At 62.2% G+C, this 23,042-nt stretch carries 25 protein-coding genes; 20 read left to right on the top strand and 5 right to left on the bottom strand.

Going from position 1 to position 23,042, the window contains the following annotated elements:
* The first annotated feature begins 7 nt into the window (after positions 1-7).
* From pmtA to C4N04_RS31820, 6 genes are all read left to right on the top strand, one after another.
* A complete protein-coding gene (gene pmtA / locus C4N04_RS11945; protein ID WP_038686360.1) occupies positions 8-607 on the top strand; it encodes a phospholipid N-methyltransferase PmtA in 600 nt (199 codons plus the stop codon).
* Position 608: 1 nt separating this feature from the next.
* Positions 609-1,190: a histidine phosphatase family protein gene (locus tag C4N04_RS11940; protein ID WP_038686358.1), complete on the top strand. Its 582-nt coding sequence runs from the start codon at positions 609-611 to the stop codon at positions 1,188-1,190.
* 6 nt (positions 1,191-1,196) lie between these two features.
* Entirely contained in the window at positions 1,197-1,904 is a 708-nt protein-coding gene (pyrF, locus tag C4N04_RS11935) for an orotidine-5'-phosphate decarboxylase (protein ID WP_038686356.1), read from the top strand.
* A 22-nt stretch (positions 1,905-1,926) separates the two neighbouring features.
* Positions 1,927-2,214 (top strand): DUF1330 domain-containing protein, encoded by a 288-nt coding sequence (locus tag C4N04_RS11930; protein ID WP_038686354.1) that lies wholly within the window; start codon positions 1,927-1,929, stop codon positions 2,212-2,214.
* A gap of 111 nt (positions 2,215-2,325) precedes the next feature.
* The gene (locus C4N04_RS11925) at positions 2,326-3,306 is read left to right on the top strand and encodes a complex I NDUFA9 subunit family protein (RefSeq protein WP_038686352.1); all 981 of its coding nucleotides are present in this window, start codon (positions 2,326-2,328) and stop codon (positions 3,304-3,306) included.
* Positions 3,307-3,587: 281 nt separating this feature from the next.
* The gene (locus C4N04_RS31820; protein WP_003570911.1) at positions 3,588-3,740 is read left to right on the top strand and encodes a hypothetical protein; all 153 of its coding nucleotides are present in this window, start codon (positions 3,588-3,590) and stop codon (positions 3,738-3,740) included.
* Positions 3,741-3,978: 238 nt separating this feature from the next.
* Here C4N04_RS31820 and C4N04_RS11920 read toward each other — a convergent pair whose 3' ends face one another.
* On the bottom strand, positions 3,979-4,776 hold the full coding sequence (locus C4N04_RS11920; RefSeq protein WP_038686350.1) for an undecaprenyl-diphosphate phosphatase: 798 nt from the start codon (positions 4,774-4,776) through the stop codon (positions 3,979-3,981).
* A 236-nt stretch (positions 4,777-5,012) separates the two neighbouring features.
* Here C4N04_RS11920 and C4N04_RS11915 point away from each other — a divergent pair, with 236 nt between their 5' ends.
* The 9 genes from C4N04_RS11915 (at position 5,013) to C4N04_RS11875 (ending at position 15,498) form a co-directional block, all read left to right on the top strand.
* Positions 5,013-5,705 carry a glutathione S-transferase family protein gene (locus C4N04_RS11915; RefSeq protein ID WP_009990869.1) on the top strand — a complete coding sequence of 231 codons (693 nt, stop codon included), beginning with the start codon at positions 5,013-5,015 and terminating at the stop codon, positions 5,703-5,705.
* Between the two features lie 12 nt (positions 5,706-5,717).
* Entirely contained in the window at positions 5,718-6,869 is a 1,152-nt protein-coding gene (gene queG / locus C4N04_RS11910) for a tRNA epoxyqueuosine(34) reductase QueG (RefSeq protein ID WP_106796089.1), read from the top strand.
* Positions 6,869-7,738, top strand: coding sequence for an SDR family oxidoreductase (locus C4N04_RS11905; protein ID WP_106796088.1), 870 nt, complete (start codon positions 6,869-6,871; stop codon positions 7,736-7,738). The genes queG and C4N04_RS11905 overlap by 1 nt, the downstream gene beginning before the upstream one ends.
* A 406-nt stretch (positions 7,739-8,144) precedes the next feature.
* Entirely contained in the window at positions 8,145-8,507 is a 363-nt protein-coding gene (locus C4N04_RS11900) for a septal ring lytic transglycosylase RlpA family protein (RefSeq protein ID WP_038686341.1), read from the top strand.
* Between the two features lie 222 nt (positions 8,508-8,729).
* The gene (locus tag C4N04_RS11895) at positions 8,730-10,019 is read left to right on the top strand and encodes an RsmB/NOP family class I SAM-dependent RNA methyltransferase (RefSeq protein WP_106796087.1); all 1,290 of its coding nucleotides are present in this window, start codon (positions 8,730-8,732) and stop codon (positions 10,017-10,019) included.
* A gap of 215 nt (positions 10,020-10,234) precedes the next feature.
* Positions 10,235-11,509: an imelysin family protein gene (locus C4N04_RS11890; protein WP_077991266.1), complete on the top strand. Its 1,275-nt coding sequence runs from the start codon at positions 10,235-10,237 to the stop codon at positions 11,507-11,509.
* A 47-nt stretch (positions 11,510-11,556) separates the two neighbouring features.
* Complete coding sequence (locus C4N04_RS11885; protein ID WP_199852459.1) at positions 11,557-13,296, top strand: di-heme oxidoredictase family protein; 1,740 nt, start codon at positions 11,557-11,559, stop codon at positions 13,294-13,296.
* Positions 13,296-14,396: an imelysin family protein gene (locus tag C4N04_RS11880; protein WP_106796086.1), complete on the top strand. Its 1,101-nt coding sequence runs from the start codon at positions 13,296-13,298 to the stop codon at positions 14,394-14,396. Before C4N04_RS11885 ends, C4N04_RS11880 begins: the two co-directional genes overlap by 1 nt.
* A 4-nt stretch (positions 14,397-14,400) precedes the next feature.
* Positions 14,401-15,498: a DUF1513 domain-containing protein gene (locus C4N04_RS11875; RefSeq protein WP_106796085.1), complete on the top strand. Its 1,098-nt coding sequence runs from the start codon at positions 14,401-14,403 to the stop codon at positions 15,496-15,498.
* Here C4N04_RS11875 and C4N04_RS11870 read toward each other — a convergent pair.
* On the bottom strand, positions 15,480-16,556 hold the full coding sequence (locus C4N04_RS11870) for a DUF2252 family protein (protein WP_106796084.1): 1,077 nt from the start codon (positions 16,554-16,556) through the stop codon (positions 15,480-15,482). The genes C4N04_RS11875 and C4N04_RS11870 overlap by 19 nt on opposite strands.
* 220 nt (positions 16,557-16,776) lie before the next feature.
* Here C4N04_RS11870 and C4N04_RS11865 point away from each other — a divergent pair, with 220 nt between their 5' ends.
* The 3 genes from C4N04_RS11865 to guaA all read left to right on the top strand — a co-directional run bounded on the left by C4N04_RS11865 (position 16,777) and on the right by guaA (position 19,537).
* Positions 16,777-17,226, top strand: coding sequence for a PaaI family thioesterase (locus tag C4N04_RS11865; RefSeq protein ID WP_010028223.1), 450 nt, complete (start codon positions 16,777-16,779; stop codon positions 17,224-17,226).
* Entirely contained in the window at positions 17,223-17,861 is a 639-nt protein-coding gene (locus tag C4N04_RS11860) for a 5'-methylthioadenosine/S-adenosylhomocysteine nucleosidase (protein ID WP_010061097.1), read from the top strand. The genes C4N04_RS11865 and C4N04_RS11860 overlap by 4 nt, the downstream gene beginning before the upstream one ends.
* A 113-nt stretch (positions 17,862-17,974) precedes the next feature.
* Positions 17,975-19,537 (top strand): glutamine-hydrolyzing GMP synthase, encoded by a 1,563-nt coding sequence (gene guaA / locus C4N04_RS11855; protein ID WP_039617411.1) that lies wholly within the window; start codon positions 17,975-17,977, stop codon positions 19,535-19,537.
* Between the two features lie 54 nt (positions 19,538-19,591).
* Here guaA and C4N04_RS11850 read toward each other — a convergent pair whose 3' ends face one another.
* Positions 19,592-20,293, bottom strand: coding sequence for a YafY family protein (locus C4N04_RS11850; RefSeq protein WP_106796083.1), 702 nt, complete (start codon positions 20,291-20,293; stop codon positions 19,592-19,594).
* Positions 20,294-20,395: 102 nt separating this feature from the next.
* On the opposite strand from C4N04_RS11850, the gene C4N04_RS11845 reads away from it, so the two are divergent.
* Together C4N04_RS11845 and C4N04_RS11840 are read left to right on the top strand one after the other, a co-directional pair.
* The gene (locus C4N04_RS11845; protein ID WP_106796082.1) at positions 20,396-20,794 is read left to right on the top strand and encodes a VOC family protein; all 399 of its coding nucleotides are present in this window, start codon (positions 20,396-20,398) and stop codon (positions 20,792-20,794) included.
* Positions 20,795-20,971: 177 nt separating this feature from the next.
* Complete coding sequence (locus tag C4N04_RS11840) at positions 20,972-21,502, top strand: dihydrofolate reductase family protein (protein WP_106796081.1); 531 nt, start codon at positions 20,972-20,974, stop codon at positions 21,500-21,502.
* 75 nt (positions 21,503-21,577) lie between these two features.
* Here the strand turns inward: C4N04_RS11840 and C4N04_RS11835 are convergent, their stop codons facing one another.
* Together C4N04_RS11835 and C4N04_RS11830 are read right to left on the bottom strand one after the other, a co-directional pair.
* On the bottom strand, positions 21,578-22,123 hold the full coding sequence (locus tag C4N04_RS11835; protein WP_009990314.1) for a YbhB/YbcL family Raf kinase inhibitor-like protein: 546 nt from the start codon (positions 22,121-22,123) through the stop codon (positions 21,578-21,580).
* A 41-nt stretch (positions 22,124-22,164) separates the two neighbouring features.
* Positions 22,165-23,016 carry a helix-turn-helix domain-containing protein gene (locus C4N04_RS11830; RefSeq protein WP_077991278.1) on the bottom strand — a complete coding sequence of 284 codons (852 nt, stop codon included), beginning with the start codon at positions 23,014-23,016 and terminating at the stop codon, positions 22,165-22,167.
* Positions 23,017-23,042: the final 26 nt, after the last annotated feature.

Here is a 23,042-nt window from a genome sequence, read left to right as displayed (position 1 = left end):
GTGGAGAATGCGCTTACGGGTCAAGGTGAAGGAACATTTCGGCAAGAGATTCGATGAGGAAATCCGCTTCTTCCGCGGCATGATGCAGGGGCCGAAGACGGTAGGCTCGATCGTGCCGACCTCCTCGATCACCGCCAGGCGCATGGCCAGCGTCATCGACATGCATTCGGGGCTGCCGGTCCTCGAACTCGGCCCTGGCACGGGCGCCATCACCAAAGCGATCCTCGGCCGCGGCGTGAAGCCGGACAATCTGGTGGCGATCGAATATTCGACGGACTTCCACCAGCACCTGCTGCGAACCTATCCGGGCGTGCACTTCATCAACGGCGACGCCTTCGATCTCAAGACCACGCTTGGCGCGTTCAGCGACCAGACATTCGATTGCGTCATCTCCTGCATTCCGCTGCTGAACTTCCCGATGGCGATGCGCATCGCGCTGCTGGAAAGCCTGCTCGACCGCGTGCCTACCGGCCGGCCGGTGGTGCAAATCTCCTATGGCGCGATCTCGCCGATCGCCGCCAATCCCGACCGTTACCACATCCAGCATTTCGACTTCGTCATGCGCAACATTCCGCCGGCGCAGCTCTGGATCTATAAGCGCGGCTGAGATGTTCGGGATCTATATCACCCATCCGCAAGTCAGGATCGATGCCAACGTGCCGGTGCCGAAATGGGGGCTTTCCGATGTCGGCGCGGCACGTGCCCGCAAAGCGGCCGAGAGCGGCTGGTCGAGGCTATTGCGACGCATCGTCTCCAGCGACGAGACAAAGGCGATCGAGACGGCCGAGATATTGGCGGAAGCCTCCGGTGTGACGATCGAGATCGTCCATGGCATGCACGAGAACGACCGCTCGGCCACCGGCTTTCTGCCGCCGCCGCAATTCGAAGAGGCGGCCAACTGGTTTTTTGCGCATCCGGAAGAAAGCTTCAAAGGCTGGGAGCGTGCCGTCGATGCGCAGGCCCGAATCGTCGAAGCGGTGAATACGGTTCTCGCCACGCATGATGCAACTGCGCCCATTGCCTTCGTCGGCCATGGCGGCGTCGGCACACTGCTCAAATGCCATCTGGCGGGCAGGCCGATCGGCCGCGATCGCGATCAGCCGCCTGGCGGCGGCAATCTCTACGCCTTCGGCCTTGCGGATCGCCATTTATCATGCGACTGGACACCCATCGAAGACTGGCGGGGGTGAGTTGAAATGGACGCACGCGAGCGGTTGATCGTCGGCCTGGATGTTCCAACGATCGGCGAGGCGGAAAGATTGGTTTCCACGCTCGGCGACGACATTCTCTTCTATAAGATCGGCTATCAGCTCGTTTTTGCCGGCGGTCTGGAATTCGCCCGCGATCTTGCCGCAAGCGGCAAGAAGATCTTTCTCGACATGAAGCTGCTCGACATCGACAACACCGTTGCTTCGGGTGTCGAGAACATCGCCAAAATGGGAATGTCGATGCTGACGCTGCATGCCTATCCCAAAGCGATGAAGGCGGCGGTTGAGGCGGCGGCCGGCTCCGGCCTCTGTCTGCTCGGGGTCACCGTGCTCACCTCGATGGATGCCGATGATCTTATCGACGCCGGCTACAGCCAGGATCCACACAGCCTGGTGCTGCGCCGCGCCGCTCAGGCGCGTGCGGCCGGCATGGGTGGTATCGTCTGTTCGGCAGCGGAAGCGGCCGAAGTGCGCGAGGTCCTTGGACCCGACATGGCGATCGTCACACCCGGCATTCGCCCGACCGGCAGCGACCATGGCGACCAGAAGCGGGTGATGACGCCGTTCGACGCATTGAAGGCGGGGGCAACCCACCTCGTCGTCGCCCGTCCGATCGTCAAAGCGCCCGATCCCCGGCATGCCGCCCGCGCCGTCCTCAATGAGATGGTCGGCGCGCTCTGGCCGGCAAACCGCTGACGAGAACCAAAGGGAGAAGATCATGGCCAAGGGATATTGGATTGCCCGCGTCGACGTTCGCGATGCCGAGCGCTACAAGGACTATGTGGCGGCGGCCAAGCCCGCCTTCGAAAGATACGGCGCGAATTTCCTGGCGCGCGGCGGCGCGATCACCGAGCTCGAAGGAAGGTCCCGCGCCCGCAACGTCGTGATCGAATTCCCCTCGGTGCAGCATGCGGTCGATTGCTACAATTCGCCGGAATACCAGATCGCCGCCAAGATCCGCCAGGAAGCGGCGGATGCGGAAATGGTCGTCGTCGAAGGCGTCTGAAGCACCCTCGCATCCGCAAAACTCGGCGCGCGATGGGCCTTCCCGTCGCGCTGGGATTGGGCTAAGACGAAGCCGATACAGCATCCCGCACAGCCTTTCGAGGAGCCTGCCATGACCCTTGCCAACCTGCCGCCGCTCGTCACCGTGTTCGGAGGGTCCGGCTTCGTGGGCAGGCACGTGGTCCGGGCGCTTGCCAAGCGCGGCTATCGCATCCGCGTCGCGGTACGACGCCCCGATCTCGCCGGCTTCCTGCAGCCGCTCGGCAATGTCGGCCAGATTTCCTTCGTGCAGGCGAACCTGCGTTACCGCAATTCGATCGACCGCGCCGTCGAGGGTGCAAGCCACGTCGTCAACTGCGTCGGCATTCTGCACGAGACCGGCCGCAACACTTTCGACGCCGTGCAGGAATTCGGCGCCCGCGCGGTCGCCGAGGCGGCACGCAATGCCGGCGCGAGCCTCGCCCATATTTCGGCGATCGGCGCCAACGCCAATTCCGATTCGGACTATGGCCGCACCAAGGGCCGCGCCGAAACGGCCATCCTCTCCATCAAGCCCGATGCGGTGATCTTCCGCCCCTCGATCGTCTTCGGGCCGGAAGACAGCTTCTTCAACAAATTTGCCGACATGGCGCGCATGTCGCCGGTCCTGCCGCTCATCGGCGGCGGCAAGACGAAGTTCCAGCCTGTTTATGTCGAGGACGTCGCCGAGGCGGTCGCCCGCGCCGTCGACGGCAAGGTACCCTCCGGCAAGGTCTATGAACTTGGCGGGCCCGAGGTGCTGAGCTTTCGCGAATGTCTCGAGACGATGCTGAAGGTGACGAGCCGCAAGAACCCGTTCATCTCCCTGCCCTTCGGCATCGCGTCGATGATCGGCAGCATCGCCTCGCTGATCCCGTTCGTGACGCCGCCGATCACCCCGGACCAGGTGCGCCTGCTCAAGCGCGACAATGTCGTCTCCGCCGAAGCCGAAGCGGAAGGCCGCACGCTGAAGGGCCTCGGCATTGCGCCGACCATGGTGGCCTCGGTGCTCGAATCCTACCTGGTGCAGTATCGTCCGCACGGCCAGTACACCGGCTCCGGCAAGGCTGCCTGAACAATTTTTCGCCTTCGACACAGCGCCGTTCGCGCATAGCGCGGACGGCGTTTTACGTGTTCGCCTGAAGCAAAGGCGGCGCAAGTCTCAAATGTTGTCGTGCCGGTCATATCAAGTGCAGTTGCATAAAAGACGCAGCGGAAATTTTGTGGAATTAACGCCAAATTTAGCAGGAACGTTTATTGCTATTTGCCATTCCACTGACTACCAAACCCCGCGCGTCTCCTACGGACTCGACGCCTGCGAAAGCGTGCGGCAATCACTGTGAAAGGCATTTCTCGATGGGCAAGTCAATCGCGCTCCTGTTTGCGTGTGCGGCGCTGGTTATCCTTGCAGGCTCCTTCGTGGCGTCCGGTTCGGTCGCAGCGGTAAAGGGCGGCTGCTCGCCGGCCTACGGCGTCGATCCTTGCTCGACGGCTTCGATCAGCCATTGATGAAAAGGCCGGGTCTCGACGCCGGCCTCATAGAGAAAGATAGCGGCCGGAGCGTCTGAATCAGGACGTTCCCAAATGAACGCTTCGTCTTGGCGGCTTTAAAGCAGCGGATACTTACTCTCTCAAACATTACCAGCTGGACCGTTTGCGCCTGTCGCTTGCAAGTCACTTCGCGACATCTGACGGGCAATTGCATCCGCGCCTGGGAGATGCGCGAATGCAATGCAGTGGAGACGGTTCAGGCGATCAGGCCTGTTGTGGCCATGCCGAGCAGCAAAACGCCGAGAATGATGCGGTAGACGGCAAACAGCGTGAAGCGGTTGCTCCTGATATAGGCGAGCAACCATTTGACCGCGATGAAGGCGACGATGGTGGAGACGACGAAGGCGATGGCGAGCGCCGTCCAGTCTTCGCCGGCCGCGCCGCCGTCCTTGAAGGTCTTCAGCAGTTCATAGCCGCTTGCGGCATACATTGTGGGAATGCCGACGAGAAAAGCGAATTCCGTCGCCGCGGCGCGGTTGCCGGTGCCGGCCAGCATGGCGACGAAGATCGTGGCGCCGGAGCGCGAGGTTCCCGGAAAGACGCCGGCAACGATCTGGGCGATGCCGACCAGGATGGCGACGAGCCAGGTGATCTCCTTATGAGGCGCCTTACGCGCGGCCGCCCATTCGGCAAAAATCATCCAGATGCCGCCGATGATCAGCGCCCAGGCAATCGGCGTCGCCGTCTCCGGCAGTTCAAAGCCGAGTCTCTTGACGACGAACCCAAGGATTGCGGTGATGAGAAAGGCGACAATCAGCTTGGCGGCATAGTCACGGTTCGCCGGCTCGCGCCAGCCGAGCACCAGATCCAGCAGGCGACGCCAGTAGATGATGGTCACCGCCAGGATGGCGCCGGCTTGAATGACAATGTTGAACATGTCCGACCGATGGCCGAGCCATTGCTCCGCAATGATGAGATGGCCGGTGCTCGAGATCGGCAGAAACTCGGTGATCCCCTCGATGACACCGAGAAGGACGGCATTGATATAGTCCATAAATTGTCTCCGGTTTAAATGTCAGTCGGACTTGAACAGCGCTAGAGCCGATCAGGCGCTGCATCTATCCTCAATCGCAAGACGGTTGTTTTGTCCCTTGTCAGATGGCGTGAAAGCCGATTCGCTTGTATTGGCCGGGCCAAGCTCCTATAGCTTCAACCAATGAGTCACGACTAAGGCGCTATAAACGAGCTGCCACACAGTCCTGTAACAGCAATCATAAAGCCCGAGTATCGATGCCCACGCTTTATCATCATCCCATGTCCTCCGCATCTCGCTTCGTCCGGCTGATCCTGGCCGAATACGGCTATCAGGCGGATCTGATCGAGGAGCAGACATGGGAGAAGCGCCGGGATTTCCTGGCGCTCAATCCAGCCGGCACGCTGCCGGTCTATGTCGACGACAGCATGCGCGCGCTTTGTGGCGCGACCGTCATTTCCGAATATCTCGACGAGACGCACGGGGTATTGAAGCGCGACCGGAGGCTGCTCGCCGAGGACCCTTTCCAGCGGGCGGAAATTCGCCGGCTGAGCGAATGGTTCATGCAGAAGATGGAAAACGACGTGACGAAACCGCTCGCTCGCGAGCGTGTCTACAAGTTGCAGATGACCACCGATCAGGGCGGCGGAGCGCCGGATTCCAAGGTTTTGCGCACGGCACGCGCGAATATCCGCCAGCATATGCGTTATCTTACCTGGCTTGCCGGCTCGCGTCAGTGGCTGGCTGGCGAGCGGATGAGCTATGCCGATCTTGCCGCTGCCGCCTCGATCTCGATCCTCGATTATCTCGGCGAAATCGAGTGGGCCGAGGCCCCTGTCGTCAAGGAATGGTATCAGCGGCTGAAGTCGCGCCCCTCCTTCCGGCCGATGCTGACGGAGCGCGTGCGCGGCCTGACCCCGGTTTCGCATTATGCCGATCTGGATTTCTGACGAGGGCGCTTCATGCCCGACAATGATGATAAAGAGCGCCGCCGCCGCGACAATTTGACCGAGTTCGTCCGGGCGGAATCCGCCGCCAAGGGATTCGATCTTTGCCGCATCACCCGCCCGGACGCCATCCCTGAAGCAAAAGAGCGCCTCGGCCAGTTCATCGATGCCGGGCGCCACGGGACGATGGAGTGGATGGCAGAGACGCGCGAGCGGCGCGGCGATCCGCTGACGCTCTGGAGCGAAGTGCGGTCCGTCGTCGTCTTCGGCCTCAACTACGCCCCGGAGGAGGATCCACGCGGTATCCTCGGCAAGCCGGACAAGGCGGCGATTTCAGTCTATGCCCGCAACCGCGATTATCACGACATTATCAAAGGCCGGCTGAAGGAGATCGCCACGCGTTTTGCGGCGCGGGCCGGCTCCGACGTGAAAGTGTTCGTCGATACCGCGCCGGTCATGGAAAAGCCGCTGGCGGCGGCGGCCGGCCTCGGCTGGCAGGGCAAACACACCAATCTCGTCAGCCGTACGCATGGTTCCTGGCTGTTTCTCGGCAGCATGTTCACCACCGCCGACCTTGCCGTCGATGCGCCGGAAACGGACCATTGCGGATCGTGCCGCGCCTGCCTCGACGTCTGCCCGACGGCCGCCTTTCCCGCGCCCTACCAGATCGATGCGCGCCGCTGCATCTCCTATCTGACCATCGAGCATAAGGGGCCGATCGACCCCGATCTCAGGCCGCTGATCGGCAATCGCATCTATGGCTGCGACGACTGTCTTGCCGCCTGTCCCTGGAACAAGTTCGCGGTCTCCGCCTCCGAAATGAAACTGAAGGCCCGGGAAGATCTAAAGGAGCCGTCTCTCGCTTTTCTGCTGACGCTCGACGACGCCGCCTTCCGCGCCTTCTTCAGCGGTTCGCCGGTGAAGCGGATCGGCCGCGACCGCTTCATCCGCAATGTGCTGATCGCCGCCGGCAATTCCGGCGAGACGGCACTCATTGCACAATGTCGCGAGCTCGCCGGCGATGCCAACCCGGCGGTGCGCGGCATGGCGGTGTGGGCGCTTTCGCGGCTGATGGAGGCTGGCGAATTCTCCATCTTTGCCGCACAAAGGACCGATGAGAACGACGACGATGTGCTGAACGAATGGCGGCTGGCGGGAGTGGACTGATGCATGTGATGATCTTTGGCTGCGGCTATTCCGGCACGGCGATCGCAAAGGCCTTCGCGGGACAGGATGTGCGCGTGTCCGGCACCACGCGTTCGGCCGACAAGATGGAGGGCTTGCGCGCTGGCGGCATCGACGCGTTCCTGTTCGACGGCGAGACCATGGACGACGACTTATGCCGCGCGCTGGCGAGCGTCACCCATCTCGTGCAGTCGATCGCGCCCGGAAAGGCCGACCCGCTGCTGCGACTGTTGGGCGAAGACAGCGCCCGTTTCCTGCCCCGGCTCGAATGGATCGGCTATCTCTCGACGGTCGGCGTCTATGGCGATCACAAGGGGGCGTGGGTGAGCGAGGAAACGCCCTGCGTGCCCGTTTCCGGACGATCAAAGGAGCGGCTCGAGGCCGAACAGGGCTGGCTGGCGATGGGCCGGGAGCGCGGTGTGCCGGCGGCGGTGCTGCGCCTTTCCGGCATTTACGGGCCGGGGCGCAACGCCTTCTGCAATCTGGACAAGGGCACGGCACGGCGCCTGATCAAGAAGGACCAGGTTTTCAACCGCATCCGCGTTGAAGATATTGGTGCGGCGACCCGCTTCCTGTCCGAACGCGGTCTCGGCGGCATCTATAATGTCACCGACGACCGGCCCGGCCCGCCGCAGGATGTGATTGTCGAGGCGGCTCGCCTGATGGGCGTCGAACCGCCGCCGGAGCAGGCTTTCGAAACCGCAGAACTGACGCCGATGGCACGCACCTTCTACGGCGAAAACAAGCGCGTTTCGAATGCGAAACTCAAGAAGGCGGGCTTCGAATTCTCTTTCCCGACCTATGCGATGTCGCTTGCACAATTGTGGCAGGACGGACGCTGGCGCGGCTAGCGTCGGTAACGACCACGGCTGGCGGGCTCACCCAAAAGGAGTAGGAAATTCCTACTTTGCGCGGTCAGAGGGACAAATTTCGCTCTCTATTATAGTTAACGGCCTTTAAATTTGCCCAAATGTGGCAATAAATATGGCAAAGCGAGAAAAGAATTTTCGCGGTTTTTGTGAATGGCGGCGCCGCAGCTTCCGCCCCGAAAAATTCATTCTCTTTTTAACTGATTTCATTATGTTTTTTCCACTGTGACGGGTCGCTGCCTATTTCCGTCATTATATCAATAAGCTCACAAATGTTACAGCCTGTAACACTCCGTGAACAAGAACGGCACTTTTTCGCCACTTTTGAGCAGATTTAAGCCCCGCCGCCTGCAAGGGCGTGAGTTCAATAGTTGAGGGATACTCTGTTTTGAAGAAAATAGGTCGTTCTATTATCGCTGCCGTAACTATTGCAGCCTGCTCTTTCCTGCTTCCGGCGGAGAGTTTTGCTGGAAATGGCTGCGGCGGTGCTTCATGGTACGCGCTTCGCTCCAAAACTGCTTCCGGGGAACGTATGAACCCCGCCATCTTGACTGCCGCACATCGTTCGCTCGCGTTCGGCACCAAGGTGAAGGTCACCAACCGCAACAATGGCCGCACCGTCGTCGTTCGCATCAATGATCGCGGTCCGTTCATTCGTGGACGCGTCATCGATCTGTCGCGCGCCGCCGCCCAGAATATCGGCATGGTGAGCTCGGGCACGGCGAAGGTCTGCTACCAGGTGATCAGCTAAGGCTGACAACCGTGATCAGCTAGAGCTGACAGCCGAGGGTGATCAGCTAAAGCTGGCAGCCGAGGTGATCAGCTAAGGCGTACAGCGCCGCACAACCTGCTGCGCCCTGACCGGCGCTTGCTCTTGCCGCCAATCGCGGTTACCACGCGGTTGAAACTTGTAAACAGTCCGCTCGGCCTGTGTGCGGATCGTTCACAGGTCATGGCAATAGGAGATATGTGAATGCGTCTGGGCGGCCGCCTCGAAGGGGCGATTTCTGTGCTCGCGGATATCGATACCCGCAAGCGGCCCGTCGCCGACGCGCTCAAGGACTGGGGCCTGGCGCACCGCTTCGCCGGTTCCGGCGATCGTGCGGCGATCGGCAATATCGTCTACGACGCCTTGCGCATGCGGCTTTCTCATGCCTGGCTGATGAATGACGACAGCGCCGCGGCCATCGCCCACGCCGTGATGTTCCGCCAATGGGGCTTCACGCCCGATCGCCTCGCCACCGAATTGGCGGACGACAAGTTTGCGCCGCCGCCGCTTTCCGCTGATGCCCTCGCCGCCTTTGCGAGCCGCTCGCTCGACGATGCGCCGCCGCATATACGCGGCGATATTCCCGAATGGATCCAACCCTCCTTCGAACAGGCCTTCGGCGCCGGCTGGCTCACCGAGGCACAGGCGCTCGCGGCGCGTCCGACACTCGATCTGCGCGCCAACATCCTGAAGGCCTCCCGCGACAAGGCCGTCAAGGCGCTCGAACGCGCCGGCGCACATGCTGCGAAAATAGCCCGCTACGGCATCCGCATTGCCGCCGGCGAAGGCGCCTCGCGCCTTCCCAACGTGACGGCCGAGCTTTCGTTCCAAAAAGGCTGGTTCGAAGTTCAGGACGAGGGATCGCAGATCGTCGCCGACCTGGTGCTCGCCAAGGACGGCGAACAGATTCTCGACTATTGTGCCGGCGGCGGCGGCAAGACGCTCGCCATGGCGGCCGCCATGCAGAACAAGGGACAGGTTCACGCCTATGACGCCGACCGCAAACGGCTGGCGCCGATCATCGAACGGCTGAAGCGGGCGGGCACGCGCAATGTCCAGGTGCATGACGACGCCAGGGGCCTTTCCGGGCTTGCCGGGCGCTGCGACAAGGTGCTGGTCGATGCGCCCTGCACCGGCACCGGCACATGGCGCCGCCGCCCCGATACGAAATGGCGGCTAACGGCAAAGAACCTCGACGAACGCACCGCCCAGCAGCAGGATGCGCTGGCGCAGGCGAGCGGCTTCGTCAAACCGGGCGGCGAGCTGATCTATGTCACCTGCTCGGTTCTGCCTCAGGAAAACGAGGAACAGGTGCGCCGTTTTACCGCCGGCAATGCTGATTTCCAGATCGTCAGCGCCCTGCCCGCCTGGGACGCGCTCTTCGGCAAAGAGGCCCCGCGGCCGCACTCTTCCGACGCCCAGACGGTGACGCTGACGCCTGCTTCCACCGACACGGACGGCTTCTTCTTCTGCCGCATGCAGCGGAAGGGCTGATGCCGCTTAGCAGCGATGGTAACGGCGCGGCGGAATGACGCTGCGCCAGCGCAGTTGCTGCCGGTTTTTCAAGCAGATGAGGTCCAGAAAAAGCCGACTTGCCGGCACCGATCCATCCTTAAAATCATTCCAAACTAGAGCGTTTGACACCAGTTTGCTTTTGCGCGAAGAGACGGAGCCCCGATTAGACGGAAGATCCGTCACAGGAGAGGATCATGAAGCTCAAGAAATTCCGCGCAGCCGTGCTGGCGATTGCCCCCGCCACCCTGCTCGCCCTTCCCGCGCATGCCGCCACCGATGCGGCCGCCGTGGTGAAACATTATGCCGATGTGGCGCATGCGAAATATGAGGACTCGCTGACGACGGCAAAGGCGCTCGATGCCGCGATCAACGCCTTTCTGAAGGCGCCGACCGACGCGACGCTGAAGGCCGCCCGGGATGCCTGGATCAAGGCGCGCGTGCCTTACCAGCAGACGGAAGTCTACCGCTTCGGCAATCCTGTTGTCGACGAGTGGGAAGGCAAGGTCAACGCATGGCCGCTCGATGAAGGCCTGATCGACTATGTCGATCCCTCCTACGGCAGCGAGAGCGACGAAAACTCCCTCTATGTGGCCAATGTCATCGCCAACAAGACGATCAAGATCGACGGCAAGGATGTCGACGCCTCGAAGCTGACGCCGGAATTCCTCTCCGGCACGCTGCAGGAAGCCGGCGGCATCGAAGCCAATGTGGCAACGGGCTACCACGCTATCGAATTCCTGCTCTGGGGCCAGGATCTCAACGGCACCGGTCCCGGCGCCGGCAATCGCCCCGCAACGGATTACGATCTGAAGAACTGCACGCACGGCAATTGCGATCGCCGCGCCGAGTATCTGAAGTCCGCCTCTACGCTGCTCGTTTCCGACCTGCAGGAAATGACCGACAGCTGGAAGCCGGACGGGGCTGCGACGAAGAACGTCGAAGCCGATCCGAAGGCCGGTCTCGTCGCGATCCTGACGGGCATGGGTTCGCTCTCCTACGGTGAGCTTGCCGGCGAGCGCATGAAGCTCGGCCTGCTGCTGCACGATCCGGAGGAAGAGCATGATTGCTTCTCCGACAATACCTACAACTCGCATCTCAACGACGCGATCGGCATCGCCGCCGCCTATACCGGCAACTATACCCGCGTCGACGGCACCAAGCTCAGCGGCCCGTCGCTGCACGACCTCGTGGCCGCCAAGGACAAGGCGCTCGATGCCGAGATGGAAGGCAAGCTCAACAAGACGCTCGATGCGATGAACGCCATGGCCAAGCGCGGCGAGACGGTCGAGAAGTACGACCAGATGATCGCCGAAGGCAACAAGGAAGGCAACGCCGTCGTCCAGGCCGCCATCGACGGGCTGATCGACCAGACGAAGTCGATCCAGCGCGTTATTGCCGCACTCGATCTCGGCACGGTTCAGCTTGAAGGTTCCGACAGCTTGGATAATCCTAACGCCGTCTTCAAATAAGCAAAAAGGCGGGCCGCTTCGAAAGCCGAGGCGGCCCGAACCCTGAAATGCCATCTATTGCCTCCCTCATTCCTGTGTCCTCAGGGCCTTGCCCGAGGGATGTCACAGGAATCCAGCCACGGCGCGTCCGCGCCGTGAATGACTCGGTCAGGGGGGAGTCTTCCGCGCCCAAGGACTTGGGCGCACTGGATTCCTGTGACAAGCACAAGAATGTGGGAGTCGAAAGGGAAGCGCGGACCAGCACCCTCGAACTTGCCGCTCGAAAACTTCCCTTACCCCTCCGCATCGCCGCTTTCGCTGCGCTTGCAGGCGCGCCCGTCGCCTTTGCCGCCGGTTTCGATCTGCCGACGAAACGCACCGACCTTTCCGACGCCGATCTGAAACGCGTCGCCGATGTGACGCGGCCGACAGCCGATTTTTCCATGGCCGAACAATACGAAGCAATGCAGGCGGGTGCGACGACCTCGGTCGATCCGGTCACCGAAGACAGCTTCTCGCATATTTCGGCCAATATCCCCTTCGAGGAAGAGCAGGATTTCAAGCTCGGCAATGCGCTCTTCCGCAAGCTCTGGGTTTCCTCGCCCTCCTCGACGCAGGCCTCCGATGGGCTTGGGCCGCTTTTCAACGCCCGCTCCTGCATGAGCTGTCATGTCAATGACGGCCGCGGCAAACCGCCGGAGGGGGGGCCGAGCGCCGTCTCGATGTTCCTGCGGCTTTCCCGCGCCGCCAGGACGCCGGAAGAAGAAAGGGCGATCGCAAGCGCTGACATTCTCAATTTCCCCGATCCGGTCTATGGCCGTCAGCTGCAGGACCTTGCCGTTCCCGGTCTTGCCGCCGAAGGGCGGATGGCGATCCGCTATGATGAGGAAACGGTAAGGCTTGGCGACGGCGAGACGATCTCGCTGCGCCGGCCGCATTATGCGGTGACGGATCTTGCCTATGGACCTTTCGATGCATTAACGACGATCTCGGCGCGTGTCGCCCCCGCCATGATCGGCCTCGGGCTGATCGAGGCGATCCCTGAGGCCGACATCCTTGGCCATGCCGATCCCGACGATGCCGATGGCGACGGCATCTCCGGCAAGGCGGCGATCGTCCGCGATCATCGCAGCCGTGAGATCGCGCTCGGCCGCTTCGGCTGGAAGGCGCAGAACGCCACGGTGCGCGACCAGAATGCCGACGCCTTCGCCAACGATATCGGCATCTCCACGCCCGACCATCCGGACGCGCATGGCGATTGCACCAAGGCGGAGGAGAAATGCCTCGATATGCCGACCGGCGTGCAGAAACGACTGGGCGAGGAAGAAGCGCCGGGGCCCATTCTCGATCTCGTGACCTTCTATTCGCAAAATCTTGCCGTGCCGGCCCGCCGCAGGGCGAGCTTCCCTGAGACGCTGAAGGGCAAGCGGATTTTCTACGAAACCGGCTGCATTTCCTGCCATGTGCCGAAATTCGTCACGCGCAGGGATTCGCCTGACAAGGCGCAATCCTTCCAGCTGATCTGGCCCTATTCCGATTTTCTGCTGCACGACATGGGTGACGGGCTTGCCGACGGGCAGCAGGTCGGGCTTGCAAGCGGACGTGAATGGCGCACGCCACCGCTATGGGGTATAGGACTGACCCGTACTATCAGCGGGCACAGCTTTTTCCTGCATGACGGCCGTGCGCGGGATCTCACCGAGGCGATCCTCTGGCACGGCGGCGAAGCCGAAAAGGCCCGCAACGCTTTCTCCGCCCTGTCGCGAGACGACAGGGCGGCCCTGATTACATTCCTGGAGTCACTTTGATGCGCCTTTGGCACCCCCTGCTCTGCCTCACTCTGATCGGCCTTGCCACATCGGCGGTCGCCCAGACCGCCGCTCCTCCGGCAGGGATGAACGAGGATGCCGTTCCCGCCGTTATGCAACGCGCCGTCGACGAAGTGATCCGCCCGGGCTATCGCAACATGCAGCAATCGGCCGCCCGGCTGACGACGGCGATGAAGGATCTCTGCGACGGCGGCACGCAGCAGACGCTCGACAAGGCGAAATCCGCATTCGACGATACGATCCGCTACTGGTCGATCATCGAGATCGTCCAGACCGGGCCCGTCATCCAGGACAATCTCTTCGAGCACATCCTGTTTTATCCGGATCGCAAGGGCGTCGGCCTGAAACAGGTGCAGGCGCTGATCGCCAAAGCCGATCCGAAGGATGCGACGGTCGATGCGATCGCCGGCAAGAGCGTGGCGCTGCAGGGCCTGACGGCGCTGGAATACGTGCTTTACGGCAACGGCTCGGAAAATCTCGTCGGGCAGAAGGGCGGCTTCCGCTGCCTTTACGGCGCCGCCGTCGCCGGCAATATCCAGCGTGAGGCCGGCGAAGTCGTCGCCGCCTGGGAAAAGCCGGACGGGGTGCAAGCGAGCTGGAAGCATCCCGGCCCGCAGAGCAATGATTTCATGGACAACAAGGAGGCGGTGACCGCGCTGCTCGGCATTCTCGTGCACGGCGCCGAGAATGTCCGCGATCAGCGGCTGGAACAGTTCTACAAGGGCAAGGACACCGCGCCGCGGCCGCGCATGGCGATCTACTGGCGTTCGAAAAATACGTGGAAGTCGATGGCCGCCAATCTGGAAGGACTGCGCACGCTCTGGCAGAAGGCGGGCATGGCCGAGCTTCTGCCGCCGGACAAACGGTCGATTGCCGCTTCGATCGACGAGGATTTCAAATCGCTGCTCGACAGCGTGCCGAAACTCAACCCCGACATCGATGCCGCCACCAGCGATGCCGAAAAGGCCAAGCTCGACACGCTTTTGGCCGAAAGCCGTGATCTGATCACCAGGATCAGCGACGAATATGGCGCGGCCATCGGGCTGTCGGCCGGCTTTTCCTTTTCGGACGGAGACTGAAGCGATGATGCAAAGCGCCCCGATCAACCGGCGCAGTTTCGTCAAGGCGGCAGGGATCGGCTTCCTGGCGAGCCTGGCGCCAAGGTCGCTGCTGGCGCTTGAACGGGCCGATGCGGTCTATGCCTCGGGCATTCGCACGGCGAACGGTTCCTTTGCCATCGCGACCGTGACCGAGCGTGGCGAGATCATCGATCAGGTGGCGCTTCCCGCCCGCGCCCACGGAATGGCCTTCAGCGCCGCCACTGGCAAGACGGTCGCCTTCGCGCGCCGGCCGGGCACCTATGCGATGATCTTCGACCCACGAGATAAGGGCGAGCCGATCGTCATCAACTCCCGGGAAGACCGCCATTTCTATGGGCACGGCGCCTTCTCGCCCGATGGCCGGATCCTCTACGCCAGCGAGAATGATTTCGACGGCAACCGCGGCATGATCGGTCTCTATGACGCAACCGATCGCTTCACACGCATCGGCGAATACGAGACCTATGGCATCGGTCCGCACGATATGACGGTTTCCGATGACGGGCGTCTTCTCATCGTCGCCAATGGCGGCATCGAGACACATCCGGATTTCGGCCGCACCAAGCTCAATCTCGCCGCGATGCAGCCGTCGCTGGCGCTGATCGATGCGGCAACCGGCGCGTTGATCGAAAAACACGTGCTGCCGGCCGAATGGTCGCAGCTGTCGACCCGCCATGTCGACCTCGACGGCGACGGCCGCATCTGGTTCGCCTGCCAGTACGAAGGCCACCGCAAGGATCTGCCGCCACTCGTCGGCCATTTCGCCAAGGGGGAGGATCTTTCCTTCGTCGCGCTGCCGGAGGAGACGACGAGGAGGCTCGCCAACTATGTCGGCGCGATCGCCGTCAACCGCGGCGAAGGTCTCGTCGGCATCACCTCGCCGAAGGGCGGCGCCTCGGTGACCATCGACGCAAAAACGGGCAAGGTGCTGGCCGAGATCGCCGTTCCGGAGGCCGCCGGCATCGCGCCGGCGAGAGATGGCTTTGCCGTCTCCTCCTATGACGGCGATTTCCTTTCGAGGCGCAGCGATGTCGCCTGGGATCAGCACATCGTCCGGGTCTCTCAGCGCGTGCGCGCATAGGCCTTCTGCTCGGCGCTGACGCTCGATGCCGCGGCTCTTGCCGCCTCATGCAGCCATTCAGGTCCCCGGGCCTGCAAATCCTGCAGGATCGCTGCGGCCGCAGCCGCATCATCGGAATGGCAATTGGCGATCTCGAAGCCCATCAATTCGAGCATTGTCGGCGAAAGCAGGATCTCCGGATGCTTGTCGATCTCGATCTTGCGGCTGTTCGGCGAAAGCCGGCGCACGAGGATGCGGCCGCAGACGCGATAGTGAGGATCGGCCGAGCGCGCCCGCCCGGCGGCGATTTCGCCCGCACGGATCGTCACATCAAGCGGCCTGTGGCGAAGCGACCAGGCCGACGGCACCAGCGCCTTCGCCTCGCGCAAGACCGGCCCGCCCTGCCATTCGGCATAGGCGACGAAACGCGGGCGGCCGAGGCTGCCGGTGCCGGCGCTGCGCGGCTTGGCCGTGAAGGAGCCTGCCCCGGGCGGCAATGCGCCGGCGAGCGCCTCGCTATAGGCTGCCGGCGCCTTCTTCTTGCCCGCAGGCAGCATCTCGCATTTTTCCCAGAATTCCCGGCGTTCCGAATTCGGCAGCATCAGCGCCTTGCGCAGCCATTTGTGGTCGCGCTCGAGGATGACGGGCAGCGGATTTTCAAGGCCTCTGCGATAACCGCCGAGGATCAGCTCGCCGATCATCCGAACCGAGGGACCCTTGCCGTTGCGCGCCAGGATGGCGCTTGCCGCAAGGCGAACGAGATCCAGCGCATAGGGCATGACCGCCGCATCGTCGAAATCATTGACGCCCCAGACGAGCCGGCCCTCGCTATCGCGCCAGGTGCCGAAATTCTCCAGATGCGCATCGCCAATCGCCAGCACTGCGGGCGCGCGGCCGAGCTCCGGGCAGATATCGAGGATGATCTCGCACCAGCGCCAATAGGTGGCGCGCAGGAAGACGAAATCGTCGCTGCGCATCTTCTCGCGCTTTTCCTTAAGATCGTCCTTGACGAGATCGGCCCCGAGCTTGCCGGCGAGCCAGGTCTCGAAATTCCGAACCGATTGCGATATCGTCGTCATGGCGCCGGCGCTCCCTCATTTCGAGATAGAATGCCGGAGAATACCCGCTGAGCGCGAAGCTGCAATCGTCTTCGCGGGGCATGCGGGGCAACAGCACGGCGAAAGGTTGCGCTGGCGACACGCCTTGAGGTTTCGATCGCCGTCCGGATCGATTTCAGCAATGTCCAGCTTGTCGAATCCGGCCCGCCATGCCACTTTCCCGGCTTCGAGAGGGGCAGCCATGAGCGAGACTGACAGGGGCGATTTCCGCGCGCGAATCCGCCGCAACTTTGCGCGCCAGGCGGCGATGCAGACGATCGGCGCGGAGCTGACGCGCGTCGAGCACGGCGTCGTCGAAATCGAGCTTCCCTTCGACATCAAACTGACGCAGCAGCACGGCATCCTGCACGCCGGCATCATTTCCGCCGCGCTCGATTCGGCCTGCGGCTTTGCCGCCTACAGCGTGATCGACCCGGAAGCCTCGATCCTGACGATCGAATTCAAGGTCAATCTCATGTCGCCGGGACGCGGCGAGCGCTTCCTGTTTCGCGGCGAAATCACCAAGCCGGGCTCCACCATCATCGTCGCCGACGGGCGAGGCTACGCGATCAGCGACGGGCCGGCGAAACTCATCGCCTCCATGACCGGAACGATGATGGTCATCCGCGGCAGAGAAGGAATTACGGGATGAAGTTCGAACTGAAATCGGTCGCGGGAAAATCCATGCTGTTCGTCATGGCGGCAGAGGCCGAATACGGCCCCTTCCTGCGTTCGCGCATCGAACCCTTGATGACCGGCGTCGGTCCGGTCGAGGCAGCCGTCGCGCTGACCAAGACGCTGGCGCGGCTCGATGCCGCCGACGACCTGCCGGATCTCGTCGTTTCGCTCGGCTCGGCCGGCTCGGCGAAACTGGAGCAGACCGAAATCTATCAGGTAACCTCGGTTTCCTACCGCGACATGGACGCCTCGCCGCTCGGCTTCGAAAAGGGCCGGACACCCTTCCTCGATCTGCCGGCGACGCTCGAACTGCCGCTGCGCATTCCCGGCATTGCGGAGGCAAGCCTTTCCACGGGCGGCAATGTCATCTCGGGTGCTGCCTATACCGACATCGACGCCGACATGGTCGACATGGAGACCTATGCGGTGCTGCGTGCCTGCCAGGGCTACAAGCTGCCGCTGATCGGCCTGCGCGGCATTTCCGACGGCGCCGTCGAACTGCAGCACATCTCCGGCTGGACCGAATATCTGCATATCGTCGACCGCAAGCTCTCCTACGGCGTCGACAGCCTGTTCACGGCGCTGGAGGACGGGGTTTTCTGGTTCTAGGCCCTGAAAGCCGCGCGTATTGCAGACGCGCGAGGGACAATCGGAACAATAAAAACCGGATGCCGCCGATTTCCCGGATTGCCAGGCGAAGCGCTTTTCATTAAAGCCTCGACATGACCCAGACAGCACATCCCGACTCCGTTCTCATCGTCGATTTCGGCAGCCAGGTGACCCAGCTCATCGCACGGCGCGTGCGCGAGGCCGGCGTCTATTGCGAAATCGTTCCCTTCCAATCGGCCGAAGAGGGCTTCAAGCGCCTTCAGCCGAAAGCCGTGATCTTGTCCGGCAGCCCGGCCTCGACGGTGGACGAGGGATCGCCGCGGGCGCCTCAGATCATCTTCGACAGCGGCCTGCCGGTCTTCGGCATCTGCTATGGCCAGCAGACGATGTGCATGCAGCTCGGCGGCAAGGTCGAAAGCGGCCATCACCGCGAATTCGGCCGCGCCTTCCTCGATGTCGATAAGGACTGCCAGCTGTTCGAGGGCCTCTGGTCGTCTGGCTCGCGCCATCAGGTGTGGATGAGCCATGGCGACCGCGTGACGGCGCTGCCCGACGGTTTCGAGGTGGTCGCCACCTCCTCCAACGCGCCCTATGCCTTCATCGCCGACGAGAAGCGCAAATATTACGGCGTGCAGTTCCACCCCGAGGTCGTGCATACGCCTGACGGCGCCAAGCTGATCGGCAACTTCATTCACAATATAGCCGGCATCAAGGGCGACTGGTCGATGTCGGCCTATCGCCAGAAGGCGGTCGACGAGATCCGCAAGCAGGTGGGCGACAAACGCGTAATCTGCGCGCTTTCCGGCGGCGTCGACAGTTCGGTCGCTGCACTTTTGATCCATGAGGCGGTCGGCGATCAGCTGACTTGCATCCTGGTCGACCACGGGCTGATGCGCAAGGACGAGGCGGCAAACGTCGTCGCCATGTTCCGCGAGCACTACAATCTGCATCTCTTACACGTCGACGCTTCCGACCGTTTCATCGGCGAACTCGAAGGCGTCAGCGATCCGGAAACCAAGCGCAAGATCATCGGCCGGCTGTTCATCGAAACTTTCGAGGAAGAGGCAAAGAAACTCGGCGGCGCCGATTTCCTCGGCCAGGGCACGCTCTATCCCGACGTGATCGAGAGCGTTTCCTTCACCGGCGGCCCCTCGGTGACGATCAAGTCGCACCACAATGTCGGCGGTCTGCCGGAGCGCATGAAGATGCAGCTCGTCGAGCCGTTGCGCGAACTCTTCAAGGACGAGGTGCGCGCGCTCGGCCGCGAACTCGGCCTGCCAGACAGCTTCATCGGCCGACACCCCTTCCCCGGCCCCGGCCTTGCGATCCGCTGCCCCGGCGGCATCACCCGCGAAAAGCTGGAGATCCTGCGCGAGGCCGATGCGATCTATCTCGACGAAATCCGCAAGGCCGGCCTCTACGACGCCATCTGGCAGGCTTTTGCCGTGCTGCTTCCCGTCCAGACCGTCGGCGTCATGGGCGACGGGCGCACCTATGAATTCGTCTGCGCGCTGCGCGCCGTCACCTCCGTCGACGGCATGACCGCGGATTTCTACCACTACGACATGGAATTCCTCGGCCGCGCCGCAACGCGCATCATCAACGAGGTGCGCGGCATCAACCGCGTGGTCTACGACGTCACCTCCAAGCCGCCCGGCACGATCGAGTGGGAGTGACGGACCGAAGGCGGCAATAGCGTCGTTTTCGTCAGTGTTGCCGCCGCGTTGCGATCAGTGGTCGGAGCGAGAGCGCTGCTCCTGGCGCCATCGCTCCCAGCGGCGACGCAGGTCGCCCTTCCGCAGGCCGTTGGTCGCTTCCAGCACCTCGATCTCGATCATGCGATCGGTTCGGAAGTGACGGAAGTCCTGCCTCAGCTCGCACCAGGCAACAATCAAACGCGTTGCTTCACCGTAACCGAGGATGATCGGCCACACGATCCGCTCGGTCCCCTCCCCAGTATCGGATCGATAGCGCAGGCGAAGCTTTCGATCTTCGCGGATTGCCCGCCGCAGTTCGTTCGAGTCGACCATGTCCGTCGGAGCGATCCTGCCAGGCTTTGCTCCAACGCTTGGCTCGGCGATGTATGGACGCAGCTTTTCGGGTATAGCGGCGGCGATCTTGCTCAGTACGTCCTGTGCCGCTGCGGATAACGCCTTATCGCCGCGTGTTGCGACCCATTGCGTACCCAGCACGATCGCCTCGATCTCGTCTGGCGTCAGCATCAAGGGCGGCATGTCATAGCTAGGATCGAGCACATAGCCGAAGCCGGCTTCTCCGACAATGGGAACGCCTTGGCCGATCAGGTCGGTGATATCGCGATACACCGAGCGCCTGGACACTTCGATCTCCTCGGCCATTGCCGCGGCAGTCACCGGCCGATTCGTGCGGCGCAGGATCTGAATGATCTGAAACAGGCGATCGGCTTTGCGCATTGCTGTTGACTCCTGTTGCCATAATGCTGGCAACAGGCGTGTGCGACAAGGCCCTCAGCGATGCTGCGCGCAGCTCTGCGGTCTTGTCGAAAGGAGACAGTTATGAAATTCACCTCAATCCGGCTGATCGCCGCTGATATCAAGGCTATGGTCGGCTTCTACGAAATGGTCACCTTGCACTCGGCCGAGTGGCTGGCGCCGGTCTTCGCCAAGATCGTCACCCCTTCGGCGACACTTGCCATCGGCAGCATGGAAACCGTTTCGCTCTTCAAGGAAGGCAGCGCCGAGGCCGGTGCCAACCGAACGGCGATCATCGAGTTCATGGTGGACGATGTCGACGCCGAATACGCCCGGTTGAAGGATCAAGTCGACCTTGTTCATGCGCCCAAACTGATGCCGTGGGGAAATCGTTCGATGCAGTTCCGCGATCCGGAAGGCACGCTTGTCGCGCTGTTCATGCCGTTCACCGATCCGGCAAAGAACCGCTTTGCATCACGATAGGCGCGTAGCCCCAAGGCGCATCTGGGCACGGCCGCTTCGCGCCCGTTTTGCCGTCCAGGAAGTGGTTCACCTGGGAAAATCTGATTGCAATTCACAAGCAGTTTATCTAAGCTTTGACCGACCGCGCAGCGCAATCCGACTCCATGCGGATGCACCCTTGAAGGAAAGGAAGTGAGCATGGCCAAGCTCGTGTTCGGAATGAACCAGTCCCTGGACGGCTACGTCGATCATATGGCGTTCGGGCCAAGCCCCACGCTCTTCCGTCACTTCGTCGAGTCGACGCGGAGGCAAGCGGGCAGCGTGTACGGTCGTCAAATGTACGAGATCATGCGTTACTGGGATGACGATCATCATGAGTGGAACGCAGACGAACGCGACTTCGCGACCGCCTGGCGAAATCAGCCGAAATGGGTCGTCTCGCGCTCGTTGAAATCGGTCGGTCCCAACGCCAGGCTGGTCGAGGGCGATCTTGAGACTGCTATCCGCAAGCTGAAGGCCGAAGGCGACGGGGAGATCGAAGTGGCAGGCCCGGACCTGGCGCAAAGCCTCACCGGTCTTGGCCTGATCGATGAGTATATTATCTATCTGCACCCTGTCGTGCTCGGTCACGGCAAGCCATATTTCGCCGGACCCCGACCGCCGCTCCGGCTTGTGGCCAATGACCGGATTGACGAGAATGTGATGCGGCTGGTCTACGTTCCTGCTTGATTTACCAAGCCCCAGCAGCCGGCCAAGGTTTCCTCAGCCGGCGGCGTTCGATAGGGACAATGGCCGTGACTACGGTCAGCGGCCGTAAGTGACCTCGATTGAGGCCTTGTCGAGCGTATTTGCCCTGACATAGTAGCCAACCATCGCGCCCGGCGCCGTATCTGGAAGCGGCAGCTTGTCGACCGACAGCGCGTAGACGGTGAACTGGTAATGGTGCGGCGCATCGCCGACCGGCGGGCATGCGCCGCCATATCCCGATGTACCGAAATCCGTACGGCCTTCCACGGCGCCTGCCGGAAGCTTCTTATCTCCGCTGGCACCGGTCGCAATCTTCGAGGCGTCTGCCGGAATGTTGAACACCGACCAATGCCACCAGCCCGAACCGGTCGGAGCATCCGGGTCGTAGACCATGACGGCGAAGCTCTTGGTTCCCTCTGGAGCACCCGACCAGCTGAGTTCCGGCGAGATGTTCTTGCCCGTACAGCCGAAGCTGTTGAAAACCTGCGCATCGGCCATGGTCTGGCCTGGAGTCAGGTCTTTCGAAGTGAGCTTCATTTCGGCTTGGGCGGCCGTGGCGCCAAAGACGGAGGCGGCCAGAAGTGCTGTTGTAATAAGACGCATGTCGTTTTCCTGCGGTTGATAATGCGGGAAAACTACCGCTATCACGGCAGCGCATCTGCCCCGCTATGCTCAACTTCTGCCCCGATCCGCTCAAAACGCTCAGCTCCGCCCCGCACATGGCGCGGATTGACGCCGAACCGCTCTTTGAACCGCGCCGAAAATTGCGAGGGCGAATCGTAACCGACCTCGAGCGCCACCTGTGCCATCGGCAGGGTTGTGGTTTGAATGAGGGCGAGGGCGCGGTTCATCCTTGTATCGCTCAATATCTCGCTGAAACTTGTCTTTTCGGCGGCGAGCTTACGCCGGAGCGTCGCTTCGCTCATGTTGAAGGCGCGCGCCGCGTGCCCCAGCGTCCAATCAAAAGCCGTATCACTTTCAATCATCTGTCTCAGCCGGTCCTCGAGCCGAGGACTTTCGCATCGGCCGAGCACCGCTCCACAGAGCGCGAACCAGGTGATCAGCTCCATTAATCGAGCCTTGGCAATGGCGCCGGGGAGCCCCGTCAGATTGCCGGGCTGACAGCAATAGGCAAACAATGCCGCCGCTTCCTCCGGCAGGTTCGAGGCGCTTGCCGGGAGCGGCCGCGAGGGAACGGCGATCGAACCCATGGCGATATAGGCATCCTCGAAGAGCTGTCTTGGAACAGGAAGCGCCAGGGTCTGATACTTCCGCGGCGCCTTTGGAATGTTCTCCATCGTCAACGGTCGATAGTCGGGCAGCAGCGCATAATCGCCCGCCTCAAGGCGCAAGACCTTGTCATCCGCCATGACGATTTTGGTTCCCGACTGCACCTGGATCAACAGGGGGCTCGTATTGACGAGACGAAAAAAGCAGGCCCGCCCACCCTGGCGGATCAGGGCCCTGGTTGGAATGCGAAAGACGTCGTCCAGCATGGCTTCTCCGGCAACAGGACGCCCCT

Origin of the sequence: Rhizobium sp. H4, from assembly GCF_003013335.1 — a bacterium.
Classification (GTDB): domain Bacteria; phylum Pseudomonadota; class Alphaproteobacteria; order Rhizobiales; family Rhizobiaceae; genus Rhizobium; species Rhizobium sophoriradicis.
This window is presented reverse-complemented; position numbering and strand designations above follow the sequence as displayed.